This window comes from Shinella sp. GW821-FHT10F02, assembly GCF_058809275.1.
Window position 1 is genome coordinate 594,254 of sequence record NZ_JBXASL010000001.1, and the last position, 15,432, is coordinate 609,685.

A 15,432-nucleotide genomic window follows, 5' to 3' on the forward strand; every position below is an offset into this window, starting at 1 on the left:
CGCCAAATCCCCAAAGATACGCATATCGAGGGTTAGCTAATGACATTCCGCTGTTGATCACCATATTTAAGGAGCTGTCAGTTTAAAGGTCGCATTTGCAACGGGAGTTATTACGGTGAGTGCACTGCAGAGGGGCATGTTTTTCGGCTTCGCCGCGACATTTTTGGGGATGGCGGTGGGCTTTTCTTCCGGTGACGCCAAGGCCGCGGATTGCCGGTCGGACCCCGCGCCCGAAATCGATTGGAGCGACTGCGCCAAGAAGAGCCTGATGCTGAGCGGCAACGACTTCACCGGTGCGAATTTGCGGGATGCCGATCTGAGTTTGACCGACATGCGCAATACAACGCTGACGGGGGCCGATCTGGAGAAGGCGACCCTGGTCCGAACTTGGTTCACCGATGCGCGGCTGGACAAGGCGAATTTCGCAAGGGTCGAGGCCTATCGATCCATCTTCAAGAATGTTTTTGCCCAGGGCGCCTCGTTTGCATCCGCCGAACTTCAGCGCGCTGCGTTCAACGGTGCCGACCTGACCAATACGAGTTTCGAGAAAGCGGATGTCAGCCGCGCGGACTTCGACCAGGCGATCCTCTCGGGCGCGACCTTCACCTATGCGAACCTTTCGCGCGCCGATCTGAGCGAGGCCAAAATAGAGGGAGCGCTCGGCTTTAACAGGGCGTTCATGCTGTTGACGCGGATTGAGGGCCTCGATCTTTCCCGCGCTACCGGTCTCGACCAGTCCCAAATCGACATTGCTTGCGGCGACGCCGAGACCAAGCTGCCGAACGGCCTTACGACGCCGACATCATGGCCATGTGCACAGGAATGAGACGTATCTTATTCGGCTAGCGCCTATCCCTGTAGATTTTGAAAAGCGAACGCAGCTACAGAGCGCGCTCGCCCCAGCGTTCCGCCAGCGCCAAACATTCCTGCCAGGGGACAATTGCGCCCGTGGTCGAGATGCTGCGCAGCGATGCAGCTGCTGTTGCGTGGGCGAGGCGGAGGCATTGTTCCATGCTCCAGCCTTCGTGGATGCCGTAGAACATGCCCGCGGCAAAGGCGTCGCCTGCGCCGTTTGCCCCGAGCACTTCCGTTTCGGGAATGGCGACGGGTGGTAGCGTCGCGGTCTCTCCGTCGCGCGTGACGGCGATGGCGAAGGCCGGGCAGTGCACGGCGACCATTTTCATGGCGCCGCGTTCGAGCGCAATGCGCGCGGCGCGCTCGCAGGCCTGCCGGTCGGTCGCCTCCGCGCCGACAGTCTCCACGCCGGCAATCGCGCCGATTTCCATGTCGTTGACGATCAGGAAATCGAGATGGGGCAGGCAGGGTGCCACGAGCGCCGCCATCAGGCTCTTTTCGATGCTGGCCAGTTCGAGATTGGTCTGAAGGCCCGCGGCGCGGGCCTTCTTGAGCACGGCGACCCAGCCGTTCGGTTCGTCGTGCCAGGGGCTATCAAGCGTCCTGTGAACGCCCGGCAGGCCGAGATGGAGATAGCGCATGCGCGTCGTGGAAAAGTCGAAATGGTCCGGCGTCAGCAACGCGCCTGTGCCGGCGTGGAAGATGTGGGTACGTCGGTGCGATTTGCGTGAGACATAGGCGTCGCAGAATTGCGTTGCGGCGGCATCGGTCACCGCCATCTGGCGCGTGTCGATGCCTGCCGCCTCGGCCGTCGCCTTGAGGTAGCGGCCATCGTCGTCGTCGCCGACGAGGCCGACGGTCTCGACCGGCATGGACGGGTCGAGGCGTTTCATGTCGAGCGCCAGATTGCAGCTCGATCCGCCGCCGTGGCGCTCCTCCTCGAAGAGCTCGGCAAGGCCGTCCTCACCCGGCCAGTGGCTGACGCTGCGATTGTAGTCGGCGCACCACGTTCCGCCGGTGAGGAAACCTCGCCGCGCGCTCGTCATTTGCTCTGCTCCGGCTTGAGGACGGCTTCCGTCACCTCGTTGTCCTTGGCGAACTCGCGGATCGGCGTGATATCCTCTTTCGCAAGCGCCGCGTGATAGGCCTTCACGGCTTCAGTGGGGGAAATATTGCCGGAGGCGACTTCGCGCATGAAGCGCACCATCGCCAGCGGATCCTCCGCCAGGTTGATCTTGCGCCCGAACAGCGCAACGCGGGCGCCAAAACGTTCGGCCTGGTGCAACAGTTCGAAGCAGTCGCGGGTGGTGCCCGCGCCGCCGCCGAGCACGCCGACGATGACGCTCGGATCGTAGGAGGCAAGTTCCTCCATCGCCTTGGCGCCGTTGAACGGGATCTTCAGGAATTGCGGCCGGTCCGCCTTGGTGACCCCGGCAATGCAGCGCATCAGCACGTCGTTGACATAGTGCGGCACCGTCTCGGGCGCGATCTTGGAATCGACATTGGGATTGAACACTTCAAGGAAGTATTTGAAATTGTTGCGCGCGGCATCCTCGCGGAAGGCCCCGAAGGCTTCGAGCGCCTGGTAGTCGCGGTCGAGATCGTTGTTGAAGGTGATGGAATAGAGGCCGAGATCGGTCCCGGTGATCGGTGCACCGGGCGCGGGATCGATGGTGCCGGTGGCGACGCGCGACAGGGAGGCGCTGCGGAAGGGGCGGGAGGCCTGCTGCGAATAGGTGGCGCCGCGGCAGACCCAGACGTCGGTCGTGTCGTTGGCGCGGATCGCCGGTTTGACAGCACTGTTGCGGTATACGCCCATGTCGATCAGCGCCTCCATGTTGGAAGCCGAGGTCAGCATGATGTCGACGATGTCCTGCTCGACGACGGCGCGGATGTTTTCGAGGAATTCCGGGCGGGTATAGTGGCGCGACCATGTGCCGTCCTTCGCCCGCCTGGGGCCGCAGGAGGTGATGCTCGGCCCCATGTCGCCGTCCTTGGCGTCGGCGATGATGAAGTCATTGCGGGTGTATTTGCCGGCGCGGATGCGGTCGAGTTTCTGGTCGAGACGATACATGGATTGGCTCCGTTCGGTATGGTCCGGCCCGTCGGGAGCCGGACGGGAAGGATCAGGCGGTGGCCGCCCCCGTCATGATGGCGACCACGTCGTTCATGGAATGGGTTTTCGGTGTCACCACGGCGGCGCGTCTGCCGAGACGCATGATGTGGATGCGGTCGGCGATATCGAAGACGTTCGGCATGTTGTGGCTGATGAGGACGACGGCGAGGCCGCGCTCGCGGATCGAGCGGATGAGCTCCAGCACTTGGCCGGTCTCGCGCACGCCGAGCGCTGCCGTCGGCTCGTCCATGATGACGAGTTTTCGCGCGAAGAGCGCTGCTCGCGCGACGGCGACACCCTGCCGCTGGCCGCCCGAAAGCGCCTCCACCGCATTGTCGATCGACGGCAGGCGGAACTTCAGCTCGCTCATGGCGCGCCGGGCTTCCTCGCGCATTCGCTTCTTGTCGAGGCGGCGGAAGATGCTGCCGAGGATGCCCGGGGCGCGCAGTTCGCGGCCGAGGAAGAGGTTGGAGGCGATGTCGAGCGCCGGCGCCATGGCGAGATCCTGGTAGACGGTCTCGATGCCGGCATGGCGCGCATCGAGCGGGCCGCGGAAGTGGACGGGCGCGCCATCGAGCAGGATTTCGCCGCTCGTCGGATGCAACGCGCCGGTCAACGCCTTGATGAGCGTGCTCTTGCCGGCACCGTTATCGCCGACCACGGCGAGAATTTCGCCGGCGCGCAGTTCGAAATCGACGCCGGCCAGCGCCGTGACATGGCCGTAGGTCTTCACGACGTTGCGCGCTTCCAGCACGACATGGGGCGACGTCTCGGGGTTGGTTTCGAAAGACATCAGTTCCTCCTCCGCGACATCTGGTCGAGGGCGACGGCGATGATGACGAGGATGCCGGTCACGAGGTCCTGCCAGAGCGGGTCGATGCCGGCGAGCGTCAGCCCGTTGCGCAGCACGCCGACGATGAGAGCGCCGATCAGCGTGCCGATCAGCCCGCCGCGTCCGCCGAACAGGCTGGTGCCGCCGATGACGACGGCCGTGATGGAATCGAGGTTGGCGGTCTGCATCGCGTTCGGATCGGCGTTCGGGATGCGGCCGAGCGCCAGCCAGGCGGCGATGCCGTAGATGAGGCCGGCGACGAGATAGACGGAGAGCAGGTGGCGGCGCACCGGGATGCCGACGAGGCGGGCTGCCTCCGGATTGTTGCCGATGGCGTAGACGTGGCGGCCCCACTTGGTCTGGTTCAGGAAGTACCAGACGACGGCATAGAGCGTGAACATGATGAGCACGCCGTAGGTGAGCACGAAGCCGCCGAGCTTCATCGTGTTGCCGGTCCAGGAGAGGAACGCATCGCGCACGGCGAAGGCGCCGCCTTCGGAGATCAGGCGCAAGGCTGCGGTCAGAATGCCGAGAATGCCGAGCGTGACGATGAAGGGCGGCAGCCTGAGACCGCTGACGAGCCCGCCCGCCGCAAGCCCCGCGGCCGTGCAGACCAGCACGGCGAAGCCCATCGAGAGCACCGGATCATAGCCGAGATTGACCAGCTTGCCGGCGACGATGGTGCCGAGCACGCAGATGGCGCCGACGGCGAGGTCGATGCCGGCCGTCAGGATGACCAGCGTCTGGCCGATCGCCAGCACGCCGATGATGACCGTCTGCTGCAGGATGATCGACAGGTTGTGGGTGGCAAGAAAACGCGGATTGGTGAGCGCAAAGATCACGCAGAAGCCGATGAGAACCAGCAGCGGCCCCGCGGAAGGTGCGCCGATGATGCGGGCCTTCAGGCTCGGGGATGTCTCGGGCGGAGAAGCGGTGGCTGTGTTCATGGAAACCTCATGCTTCGGGGGCGCCGCACCCCGACGGATTGCCGTGGCGCCGTCGCGCCGTGACCGGTGGACGCCCGATCGGGATCACGCCGGCGCCGCGCCAAGGGAGGCGCGGGACCGTGCGTGATCCCGCCGGGAGAAGGGCGATCAATCGCCCCAGCAGTTTTCCAGGCCCCAGGCCGTATCCTTCGATTCCAGGCCCTCGACGGGCTTGTCGGTGATCAGGAAGGAGCCGGTATTGACGAAGCCGCTCGGCTTCTTGCCGGTCGCGGCATATTCCGCCACGGCATCGATGCCCATGGACGCCATCTTGTAGGGGAACTGCATGACCGTTGCGGCGATCTTGCCGTCCTTGACGTCGCGCACGCCCGCGCAGCCGCCGTCGATGGAGGTCAGCATCACGTCGCTTTCCTTGCCGAAGGATTTGAGCGCTGCATAGGCACCGGCCGCTGCCGGCTCGTTGATCGTGTAGACGGCGTTGATGTCGCCGTTCTTGGAGAGCAGGTTCTCCATGCCGACCTGGCCCTTGTCCTGCGCGCCGTTGGTGATGGCCGCGCCGGCAATGGACGGGTCACCCTCGGCGATGCCGAAGCCCTTCAAGTAGCCGTCATGGCGGAAGGTATCGACCGTGCCGCCCGGCGTGCCGTCCAGCATGGCGACGACCGCCTTGGTGTCGCCCATCGCCTTGCGGGCATAGGTGCCCTGCTGCACGCCGGCCTCGAAATTGTCAGTCGCGAAGGTGGCGTCGACCGCGTCGGCGGGGTCGGTCGCCGTGTCGAGCGCGATCACCAGCACGCCAGCCTCGCGGGCCTTCTTGATGATGTCGAGCATGCCCGACGAGTTGTTCGGCGTGACCAGGATACCCTTGGCGCCGGCGCTGATCAGGTCTTCGATGGCGGCGACCTGACCTTCGTTGTCGCCGTCGAACTTGCCGGCGCGGGCGATCAGTTTGACGCCCTTTTCCTTGGCGCGGGCTTCGGCGGCCTGGCGCATCTTGGCGAAGAACGGGTTGACCTCCGTCTTGGTGACGAGGCCGACGATGACCTCCTGCGCCGAGGCGGAGCCGGCGCCGAAGGCGACACCGAGCATCAGGCCGAGGGCGCTGATGCCGGCCTGGAGAGCTTTGGAACGTGCGGACGTGCGAATGCGATGAAACGACATGAAAACCTCCCAAAATCTACGATACCGCCGAGCCTTGGGCTCCGTGGCGGGCCGGCCTCTCCTCAAAGGCCATGCTGGATTAGGTCACTCCTTTTGGATAAAGTCAAATAGTAATAACTTCTCTTTTGTATATTTTTGTCCATAAATGGCTATGGCCTTGTTTTGCCAGTTTAACCCTCCAGACGGCGCAGCGCATGCATGGCGGTATGAAGGGGTTTCTGGCGGGAAAGATCGCGATAGACGGCGTAGGCCGAGCGGTAAGCCTGAACCCGGTCCGGGCGCGGCAGCACGCGGCCGATGTCCCTTGCGCCAAACCGCTCCGCGCCTTCCGCGTAGGTGCTGACCGTCCTGCCGGCAACCGCGCCGTGGATGGCCGCGCCAACGGCCGTCGCGTTGGCGATCTCCGGGATGTCGACGGGGCGGTCGAGCACATCGGCCAGGATCTGAATGAGCAGCGGATTGGCGCGGGCAAGGCCGCTTGCCATCAGCACGCGCTCCGGCACGAGGCCGTTCTCGGGGAAGAGGTCGAAGATCGCTTTTGCGCCGAAACAGAGGCCTTCCAGCAGGGCAAGATAGATTTCGGCGGCCGTCGTCTGCCGTGTCAGCCCTGCCAGAAGGCCGGAGAGATTGCCATCGGCGAAGGGAACGCGGTTGCCGCCCCACCAGTCGAGCGCGACAACCCGCCCGGCCGCGGGCGCAAGCGTGGCAGCCTCTTCGTTGTAAGCGCGAAAACTCTCCTGCATGTCGCTGCCGCGCGGGAAGGTCGTGACGAACCAGGCGAGTGTATCGCCAAAACTCGGCTGGCCCGCCTCGTAGCACCAGAGCTGGCGCATCGAGCCGTCGAAGGCCATGCCCTCGATGCCGGGCGGTAGCGGCCGCTGGATGTCGCTGAGGTAGAGATAGGCGGCCGAGGTGCCGAGCGCGCCGACGAAGCAGCCCGGTGAAACGGCGCCGATCGCCGGCAGCACCACATGGGAATCGATGACGGCGACGGCAACGGTCGCCCGGCCGCGAATGCCGGTGAGGTCGCGCCATTGCGGCGAAAGCGGGCCGGCCGCGGACCCGACGGGGAGTGGCATCGCAAGGCGCCGGTCGAGGCCCGCCACCACGCCCTGCGGATAACCCGCATCGCCGGAAAACTGCGCTTTGTAGGCGGCAAAGCCGAGGCCGCGCGCCTCCCTGCCGGTGAGCTGCCAGACGAGCCAGTCGCCGCCCTCGATGAAGCGATCCGTCTCGGCCCAGACGGCGGGTGCCTCCGCGGCGATCTGCGCGGCCTTGGCCAGCAGCCACTCCCCGGAAAGCCGCCCGCCGAAATTGGCGAGAAAGGGCGCCGGCCTGGCATTGATCGCGTCGGCATAGGCCTGCGCATTGTGTTTCCACAGCTTGACATAGGCATGCGGATCGGACGGGCGCAGGCGAGAGAGCGGCGCGCCATCGGCGCGGGCGGGCAGGGGAGAGCTGGCAGTGAAGCCGATGCCGATGCCCTCGACGGTGCGGTCCCGCCCCAGCCGCGAGAGGATCTCGAAGGCCGCTTCCGTATAGTCGTCTGCGTTCTGCAAGGCGAAATCCGCCGGCAGGGGCGTTCCATCGGGCAGGTTGCGGGTGAGAATGCCGTGCCGGTAGGCATGGACATGGCTTGCCACCTGCCTTCCGGTCGCGACCTCGATCAGCACGCCCCGCGCCGATTCCGATCCGTAGTCCAATCCGATAAGGTAGGTGTCCAAGGGGCTTCTCCGTCTGGCCGCACGGAGAATATATACAAAATAAAACATAATTCGCAATCTTATGTATTATGTTATACATAAGTGCAGGCGACGTTAGAAACTGCCGCTTTATCTCTCTGTGCTTTGCCGCTAAAGCGAGGAGGCAACAGGAGTTTTGCATGGGACGGCATGAGCAGGGGCATGAGGGGCCGACGCTGGACGGCGCGGGGGGCATTCTTTCCTTGATCGCGACAGGCCAGGCGTCGTCGAGGGCCGAACTGCTGCAGGCGTCGGGCCTTTCGCGTGTCACCGTCACCCAGCGGCTGAATGCGCTCCTTTCCAGCGGGCTGGTGCGCGAGACCGAGGAGACCCTGCCGAGCGGTGGACGGCCGACGCGGGTTCTCGCCATCAATGCTGCAAGCGGCTTCCTGCTGGTCGCCAATATCGGCGAAACCCACATCCACCTCGCGGCCATGGACCTGACGCCGGCCATCGTCGCCCAGGCGACGCTGCCCTTTTCCGTGACGAGCGGGCCGGAGGCGACGCTCCAGCAGGTGGGGGACGTGTTCGCGTCGCTTGCGGCGGAGGCGGAAAAAACCCACGGCTTCTTCCTCGGCATCAGCCTCAGCCTGCCGACGCCCGTCGATTTCAAGCGCGGTTGCGTCGTCGGTCCCTCGGTGCTGCACGGCTGGGACGATTTCGACATCATCGGCCAGTTACAGGCGCGTTTCGCGGTGCCGGTCTATGTCGAGAACGACGTGAACCTCATGACGATCTGCGAGCATAAGCGCCGCTTCCCGACCGTCGACGACATGCTGTTCGTGAAGGTGGGCACCGGCATCGGCAGCGGCATGATTGCCGGCGGGCGCATGTTCCGCGGTGCGCAGGGTGCGGCCGGCGATATCGGCCATATCCAGTTCCTGTCGGACGACGCGCCGCTGTGCCGCTGCGGCAAGTTCGGCTGCGTGGAGGCCCGCGCCGCCGGCTGGGCTATTGCCCGGGACCTTTCCGCACGCGGCTTCCACGCCGAGACGGCGCGAGACGTGATCGACCTCGTCGAACAGCGCAAGCCCGAGGCGCTGATGCTGCTGCGCGCCGCCGGGCGGACGATCGGCGAGGTGATCTCCGACGCCGTCAGCATCATCAATCCGAGCCTCATCGTCATTGGCGGGACGCTGGCGCGGGGCGGCGATTTCCTGCTGTCGGGCATCCGCGAACTCGTCTACCAGCGCTGTCTTCCGCTGGCGACGCGCGATCTCTCCATCGTGCTTTCCACAGCACAGGAGGACAGCGCGCTGTTCGGCGCCGCCTACCTGCTGCTGGAGGACATTTTCGCGCCCATGAAGGTCGACCGCCTGCTCGAACGGTTTGCCGCCAGGCCGGTCTAATTGGCGCTTTGCCAAATCAGCCGGCTGGCGATAAAGACGTGGTTTCCCTAAGCCGAGGCCCGTGTTGAAAACCATTGCGATCGATTTCGAAACCGCCAACGAACAGCGTGGCTCCGCATGTTCCGTCGGGCTGGCGTGGATCGAGGACAACCGCGTGGTGCGCGTCGAGGAGCGGCTGATCCGCCCGAAGTCCATGCGCTTCTCGTCCTTCAACATCGCCATCCACGGCATCCGGCCGGAACATGTGGAGGATGCGGGCGAGTTTCCCGAGGTGATGGACGAGTTCGTCGACGATTTCCGCGATGCGACCATGATCGCGCACAACGCGGCCTTCGATTTCAGCGTCTGGCGTTCGTGCCTCGATCTTTATGCGCAGAGCTACCCTGAACTCCAGTATCTCTGCTCGGTGAAAATGGCGCAGAAGGCCTGGCCGCATCTCGGGTCGCACAAGCTCAACATCCTGGCCTCGCATCTCGGCCTGACCTTTGCGCACCACAACGCGGCAGAAGATGCCGCGATCTGCGCCGAGGCGGCCATCGCTATTGCGCGCTCGCTTCGGGTCTCGCGCATTCAGGATGTGCCGGATGCGATCGGCATGAAGGCCGGCCGGTTGTTCGCTACCGGCTACCAGGCCTGTACCTGCCGGAAAAATTGATCGATTACGGCAGGCGGTAGAATCTCCCGGCATCTTCCTTCATCTGTCGCCGGGAGGCGGGGTCGACGTAGAACATGTGCCCGCCACGGTAGATGTTGAGTTCGGCGCGTCCCGCCGCGAGGCTTGGCGGCAGGTGGTCCAGCACATAGCGGCTCGATCCGTAGGGGGTCAGCGCGTCGCTATAGCCGTGATAGATCGCCAGCCGGAACCGCGGAATGGTCGAGAGAAGATCGCGCAGGTCGCCGGAGGCGCTGGCATTTGCCCGCCCGTCGCCACCCCTGCCGTCGTTCCATTCCCAGCGGCGGTTGACGCCGGTGTTGAGCAGGGAATAGGTCATGTCGGACTGAAAGCCGAGCTCGTCGCGTGCATAGGCGGCGAAGGCTGATCCGTAGGCGCGGGTGAAGCCGTCGAGGATCGGGTCGTCATTGCGGCTCGTGGTCGATTCCGGATAGGCATCGGGCACCGAATAGGCGGCGTCATAGGGGCTGACGACACGCCCGCTTTCGCCGGACAGCCTTGCATAGAGACCGTCCAGGAAACCGCGCGCCCGCGCGACATCCGCCTTCGCTATTCCGGTGAGGTCTGCAACACGCTGATAGAAGGCATCCGCCTGCGCGCCGGACGGGGAGGGGCCGGCAAGCGTAATGAGATACTCCGTTATGGCGAAGCGCTCCGCTTCCCGAAGTTTTTCCATATCGAACGCATTTCGCCGCTCCATCTCGGCCGCCGCAAGGGCCGGAAGCTGGAGCGCAGCGTTCAGCGCATCATCCGCAGCGCCGAAGAGGAAGCGGCCTTCGATAAGCGGCGAGACCATCAGGACGCCGGAGACGAGAATGCCCTGCGTCTCCTTCAGCGCCGCGGCCACCTTCGCCGTGCGGAACCCGCCATAGCTCTCTCCCAGCAGATAGGCAGGGGAGGCGACGCGCTTGTTCTTCTGCATGTAGAGCGTCATGACCTTGGCGAGGCTTTCGGCATCCTGCCGCACGCCATAGAACTGGCCGGCCGCGTCGTCATTCGCTGCACGGCTCCAGCCCGTGCCCACGGGATCGATCAGGACGAGATCCGTAAAGGCAAGCCAGCTATCCGGATTGTCCTTGAGGGACGGGCGCGTACCGTCGTCGCGGTTTTCGCCGAATTCCAGCACTTTCGGGCCGACGAGGCCGAGATGCAGATAGGCTGAAGCGGCGCCCGGCCCGCCGTTAAAGGCAAAGGTGATCGGGCGCGCCGGATCGCCCTTGCCGGCGACATAGGCGGTGTAGAAGACCTTCGCCGTGCGGTTGCCATCCTGCCCGTAGAGATCGAGCGTGCCGGCCGTTGCCGTGTAGGAAAGCGGACCGTCCTGCGTCTGCAAAGTGTGTTCCGTGACGGAATCGCCCGGAATGAGGCTGAAGATGCCCGTTTCGGAGGCCGGCTGTTGCCGGCTCTCCGCGTCCGGCGTCTGGGCGACGGCGGCGCCCGTGAGGATGGCCAGGCACAGAAAGAACCCGACGACGAACCGGCTATGGGACAAACGCTCTCTCCCTTTTGCCGCCGCCGGCTATCCCCGCGGCGGTCATGGTTTGCGCAGACTATACGGTGCGTCGGCCCGTCTTTCCGCAAACGGCTGTTCAACTTCGCTTGATCGGGTCGAGGCCGTCGCCTCAACCGTGCCAGTGCGAGCAGCTGATGACGCTGCAGAAATTGCCGCGATGGAAATGCGGTTCCTTGTCCGCGATGACGTCGGCCTTGACGTTTCCGAAGGTGGTTTCCGGCTTGTGCCTGATGCCGTCGTAGAAGGCCTGGATGATGTCCTCCTTGAATTTTGGCGTGCGCGGAAAGGCGCCGACGACGGCCGTCCGTTCGGCTTCGGAATATTGATCGTAGGTGAGCCCGAGCACATCCATTTCCACCCCGGCCGTTACCAGCGCGACGACGGGGTGCATGTGTTGCGGCACGCCGGGCGTGGTGTGCAGCGCGATGGCGGTCCAGACCGTATAGGCGTCCGCTTCCGGGATGCCGTGGCTGCGCAGGAAATCGCTGGCGGCATGCGCGCCGTCGACCTCGAAACGCTCGTGCTTGCTGCTGTGGCTCGGCATGAGGCCGATATCGTGGAACATCGCGCCGGCATAAAGCAACTCGCGATCGAATTTCAGGTTGCCGTGGACGCCGGCAAGCGCGCCGAAATGATAGACGCGGCTGGAATGGTTGAAGAGGAGGTCCGTCTCGGTGTCACGGATGAATTCCGTGATGGCCTTGGCGAGCTTCGTGTCGGGAATGGCCGCGGCTTCAGGGATATGGGGCATGATGTTCTCCTGCTTTTTTAACTCGCCGGAAGAATAGAAGTGCGCTAATTTGTCTGCAATTGACGTAGTACGTCTAAAAGAGACAAATCCCGACCGAGACGGACAGCATGAAAGACAGGACGAGAACGATCGTGATGGTAGCGCTGCCCGGCGTGCAGCTTCTCGACGTCTCCGGCCCGCTGGATGTTTTTGCCGAGGCCAACAGCCAGGCGGGGTACGAGGCCTATCGGCTGCTCGTTGCCGCGCGTGACCCGGGGCCGCTGCGAAGCTCTTCCGGTGTGCGATTGCTGCCGGATTGCGTGATCGGCCGCGACCTTGCCGAACCCATCGATACGCTCCTCGTTGCCGGGTGCCCGAATTTGGCGGAGGTGCCGATGGATAGCCTCGTCCTCGACTGGTTACGCCAGCGGGCGCCGGAGGCGCGGCGCTATGGCTCGGTGTGCAGCGGCGCCTTCTTCCTCGCAGCCGCGGGCCTGCTCGACGGCCGGCGCGTCACCACGCACTGGGCCGTGGCCGAGCGGCTTGCCGCACGATTCCCGGCCGTGACCGTGGAGGAAGATGCGATCCATGTCAGCGATGGGCCGGTGCGCACGGCCGCAGGTGTCACGGCCGGGCTCGACCTGGCACTGGCGCTGGTGGAGGAGGATGTCGGCCGCGATATTGCTCTCCGGGTCGCGAGCCAGCTGGTGATGTTCTTCAAGCGGCCCGGCGGGCAGATGCAGTTCAGCCGCAAGGGCGAGGCCGCGCCGGCCGGCCGCGCGGCCCTTCAGGAGCTTCAGCGCTGGGTCGCCGCCAATCCGGCGATGGACCACAGCGTGGCAAGTCTGGGCAAACGTTTGGGCCTCAGCCCGCGCCATTTTGCGCGCCTCTTCCGGCGCGAGGTCGGCGTTACGCCGGCGGTCTGGGTGGAGGAAGCGCGCGTCGATGCGGCGCGGCGCCTGCTGGAGCAGGGCCATGAGGCGCCCAAGCGGGTCGCGGTGCATTGCGGCTTTGCCGATGCCGATACGTTGCGCCGCGCCTTTGCGCGGCATGTCGGTGTCACGCCCGCGGAGTATCGCAAGCGCTTCGCCGGTCTTGCCGGATTGCCGCACGTTCGCCGAAAATGAGGGCGATCCCGGTAAACCGAAATTATGCCGCAGCAGCGCGCCGGTCGGTCTGCGCGGTCGCCGCCAGTGCTTTCGTCGCCTCAACGCATTCGACAGCGGCGTACCAGTAGCGCTGGTTCAGCTCGATGTTGAAGACGACGCCTTCGGCGAAAACGCATTGCTCCATGAGGGCCTGCCAGGGAATATCGCCCCAACCGACCGGCAGGTGCAGGTCGCCATGGCCGTAGGCGAGGCGTTCGCCTTCCGTGTACATCCAGATATCGTCCTGCCGGCCGAAGCTGTCATGGATGTGGAGGTGTTTTGCGTAGGGCGCCAGCGCGGCGATCTCGGCGACGAAGGCGTCGCGCGCGCCGTCGAAATCCATCTTCAGGTAGGAGTGGCTGAAGTCGATTGTCGCCATGACATGGTCGTGCGCGATGGTGGCGAGTTCCCTTGCGAGGCGCCTGGGGGAGGAGGCGTAGCCGTCGCCCTTGAAGTCGGCAAACAGCGTCTCGACGCAGACGACAAGGCCATGCTGGCGGGCGAGGTCGCCGGCCTTCGACAAGGCCTCGCGCTGCCGCTCGTAGGCGGCCTCGGTTCCCGCGGCCTGCTGGCGCGGCATCAGGCCGGAATGCATGACGTAATGTTCGGCGCCGATTTCGGCGGCCACGTCCAGCGAGGCTTTCAGCACGTCGAAATGGCGCGGCAGCCGCCAGGCGTCGTCCATGAAATTGATCGCGAGCGGGCCGTGAACGGAATAGCCGACGCTGCGGCCGCGGGTGGCGCGCAGCAGGACATCGAGCTGCGGCCTGCGGACCTTTCCGCCGACGACCAGATCGAGATCGAAGGTCGGGATCTCGATGGAGTCCACGCCGAGCGCCTCGATCATGTCCAGCTCGGCGCCAAAATCCGAAAGATCGTGAGCCCTCTTGTGGGCGGAAATGCCGATGCCCTTGACGCCGCTGGAAACCATTTTTGCAGACCTTTTTCATCCGGAAACAATCGCCGGCTGAATGGCCGGACGGAAAGGTCTGCGTTAGTGGAACACCATGTCAGCCGGTCGACAAGTGCATGACATTTCTATGAAATTTCCGCTTTCCATTTTTCTCTTTCATTCTTGTGGCCGCGGCAGGAAGTGGTCGCATGGCTGTCATATGCCACGCCTATGAGCGAGGTCATCAAGGGGCCGATGGTGGTCGCCACAAGGAGTTTTCGATGACACATGTTAGCCGCCGTATCTTGCTGAAGGGTGCCGCCGCCACCGCCGGCTTTGCGCTTGCTGCGCCGTTCGTCTCGCGCAGCGGTTTTGCCGCCGGCACCTCGGGCAGCGTCAACATCTTCGCCTGGGCCGGCTACATTTCCGACGACATGCTCGCCGCCTTCGAAAAGGACACGGGCATCAAGCCGGTCTATACGCCCTACGGAACGAACGACGAGCTTCTCAACCAGATGCGCGCCAGCAACGGCACCGGCTATGACGTGATCTGGCCGGCCGTCGACCGCGTTCCGAACTATGTCGAATTCGGCCTCGTGCAGCCGATCGACGAAAGCAAGGTTCTCTGGGACCGCGCCCTGACGAGCGCCGTGAAAGGATCGGAAACCCTTGGCGCCGTCGTCGGCGGCAAGCGCTACCAGGTGCCGACCGACTGGGGCACGGAAGCGATCTCCTTCGACAAGAACACGTCACCGCTCGAATACGGCACCGCCTCCTACGGCGATATCTGGAAGCCGGAAATGGCCGGCAAGGCCACCGTTCGCGGCCATTCGGGCCTCGTCGGCCTCGGCCTCTGGATGGAAGCGCAGGGCAAGCTGCCGAAGCCGATGCGTGACAGCTTCAAGGACGAAGCCACGATGCGCGCCAACTACGATGCCATCATGGTCGAAGCCATCGCCCGCAAGGGCAACATCGCCCAGTTCTGGTCGAACGAGAACGAAGCCCAGGGCGCCTTCCGTGCCAATGGCGTGACGATCGGCCAGACCTGGGATTCGTCTGCTGCCGGCCTTGCCAAGGAAGGTCTGCCGATCGGTTTCGTCGCGCCGAAGGAAGGTGCCCTCACCTGGATGGAAGGGGTTTCCATCCCGGTCGGCGCTGCCAATGTCGAACAGGCCTATGCTTTCCTGAACTGGGTGCTGACGCCGGAAGCAGGCGCCCTCTATGCCAACCACACGTCGATCAACACGACGGCTGTCGGCGCGGAAAAGTTCCTGTCGGAGGCCTCGCAGGCCTTCTTCAAGGCCGCCTATCCGGGCGACGCGCTTGAGAAGCTCTGGTGGTGGCCGGTGCAGGACAACTGGTTCGTCGCGCTCCGCAACGAATACCAGGACAAGTTCCTGTCGGCCTGATCGGCTTTCACCTCAATAGAAGCGGCGGGGCGATGACCCCGCCGTTGCGTTTCAAGGATCACGCA

Annotated in this window: 14 protein-coding genes; 5 read left to right on the plus strand and 9 right to left on the minus strand. The window is 64.5% G+C overall.

All coding sequences use genetic code 11. The features are described 5' to 3' along the window. Nucleotides 1–136 precede the first annotated feature (136 nt). Nucleotides 137–826: a pentapeptide repeat-containing protein gene (locus tag AC1RWL_RS02730; RefSeq protein ID WP_493093369.1), complete on the plus strand. Its 690-nt coding sequence runs from the start codon at nt 137–139 to the stop codon at nt 824–826. Between the two features lie 55 nt (nt 827–881). On the opposite strand, the gene AC1RWL_RS02735 is transcribed toward AC1RWL_RS02730, so the two are convergent. The 6 genes from AC1RWL_RS02735 to AC1RWL_RS02760 all read right to left on the minus strand — a co-directional run bounded on the left by AC1RWL_RS02735 (nt 882) and on the right by AC1RWL_RS02760 (nt 7,635). Further along, nucleotides 882–1,901, minus strand: a complete 1,020-nt coding sequence (locus AC1RWL_RS02735) for a carbohydrate kinase family protein (RefSeq protein WP_493093368.1) — start codon at nt 1,899–1,901, stop codon at nt 882–884. Further along, nucleotides 1,898–2,929, minus strand: coding sequence for a hypothetical protein (locus AC1RWL_RS02740; protein WP_493093367.1), 1,032 nt, complete (start codon nt 2,927–2,929; stop codon nt 1,898–1,900). Before AC1RWL_RS02740 ends, AC1RWL_RS02735 begins: the two co-directional genes overlap by 4 nt. A 52-nt stretch (nt 2,930–2,981) precedes the next feature. Beyond that, the gene (locus AC1RWL_RS02745) at nt 2,982–3,764 is read right to left on the minus strand and encodes an ATP-binding cassette domain-containing protein (RefSeq protein WP_493093366.1); all 783 of its coding nucleotides are present in this window, start codon (nt 3,762–3,764) and stop codon (nt 2,982–2,984) included. Further along, the gene (locus AC1RWL_RS02750) at nt 3,764–4,750 is read right to left on the minus strand and encodes an ABC transporter permease (protein ID WP_493093365.1); all 987 of its coding nucleotides are present in this window, start codon (nt 4,748–4,750) and stop codon (nt 3,764–3,766) included. The genes AC1RWL_RS02745 and AC1RWL_RS02750 overlap by 1 nt, the downstream gene beginning before the upstream one ends. A 147-nt stretch (nt 4,751–4,897) precedes the next feature. Further along, nucleotides 4,898–5,911, minus strand: coding sequence for a substrate-binding domain-containing protein (locus AC1RWL_RS02755; RefSeq protein WP_256115052.1), 1,014 nt, complete (start codon nt 5,909–5,911; stop codon nt 4,898–4,900). Between the two features lie 170 nt (nt 5,912–6,081). After that, a complete protein-coding gene (locus AC1RWL_RS02760) occupies nt 6,082–7,635 on the minus strand; it encodes an FGGY-family carbohydrate kinase (RefSeq protein WP_493093364.1) in 1,554 nt (517 codons plus the stop codon). 158 nt (nt 7,636–7,793) lie between these two features. On the opposite strand from AC1RWL_RS02760, the gene AC1RWL_RS02765 reads away from it, so the two are divergent. Next, nucleotides 7,794–9,002, plus strand: coding sequence for an ROK family transcriptional regulator (locus AC1RWL_RS02765; RefSeq protein ID WP_493093363.1), 1,209 nt, complete (start codon nt 7,794–7,796; stop codon nt 9,000–9,002). A 64-nt stretch (nt 9,003–9,066) separates the two neighbouring features. Further along, nucleotides 9,067–9,657, plus strand: coding sequence for a 3'-5' exonuclease (locus AC1RWL_RS02770; RefSeq protein WP_435264540.1), 591 nt, complete (start codon nt 9,067–9,069; stop codon nt 9,655–9,657). A gap of 4 nt (nt 9,658–9,661) precedes the next feature. Here AC1RWL_RS02770 and AC1RWL_RS02775 read toward each other — a convergent pair whose 3' ends face one another. Next, the gene (locus tag AC1RWL_RS02775; protein ID WP_493093362.1) at nt 9,662–11,167 is read right to left on the minus strand and encodes a S10 family peptidase; all 1,506 of its coding nucleotides are present in this window, start codon (nt 11,165–11,167) and stop codon (nt 9,662–9,664) included. 130 nt (nt 11,168–11,297) lie between these two features. Further along, a complete protein-coding gene (locus AC1RWL_RS02780; RefSeq protein WP_493093361.1) occupies nt 11,298–11,939 on the minus strand; it encodes an HD domain-containing protein in 642 nt (213 codons plus the stop codon). A 134-nt stretch (nt 11,940–12,073) separates the two neighbouring features. On the opposite strand from AC1RWL_RS02780, the gene AC1RWL_RS02785 reads away from it, so the two are divergent. Further along, on the plus strand, nt 12,074–13,045 hold the full coding sequence (locus AC1RWL_RS02785) for a GlxA family transcriptional regulator (protein WP_493158212.1): 972 nt from the start codon (nt 12,074–12,076) through the stop codon (nt 13,043–13,045). Between the two features lie 22 nt (nt 13,046–13,067). Here AC1RWL_RS02785 and AC1RWL_RS02790 read toward each other — a convergent pair whose 3' ends face one another. Continuing rightward, nucleotides 13,068–13,997: a sugar phosphate isomerase/epimerase family protein gene (locus AC1RWL_RS02790; RefSeq protein ID WP_493093359.1), complete on the minus strand. Its 930-nt coding sequence runs from the start codon at nt 13,995–13,997 to the stop codon at nt 13,068–13,070. Between the two features lie 242 nt (nt 13,998–14,239). Between AC1RWL_RS02790 and AC1RWL_RS02795 the strand changes: the two genes are divergently transcribed. Next, complete coding sequence (locus tag AC1RWL_RS02795; RefSeq protein WP_493093358.1) at nt 14,240–15,367, plus strand: extracellular solute-binding protein; 1,128 nt, start codon at nt 14,240–14,242, stop codon at nt 15,365–15,367. Nucleotides 15,368–15,432 lie beyond the last annotated feature (65 nt).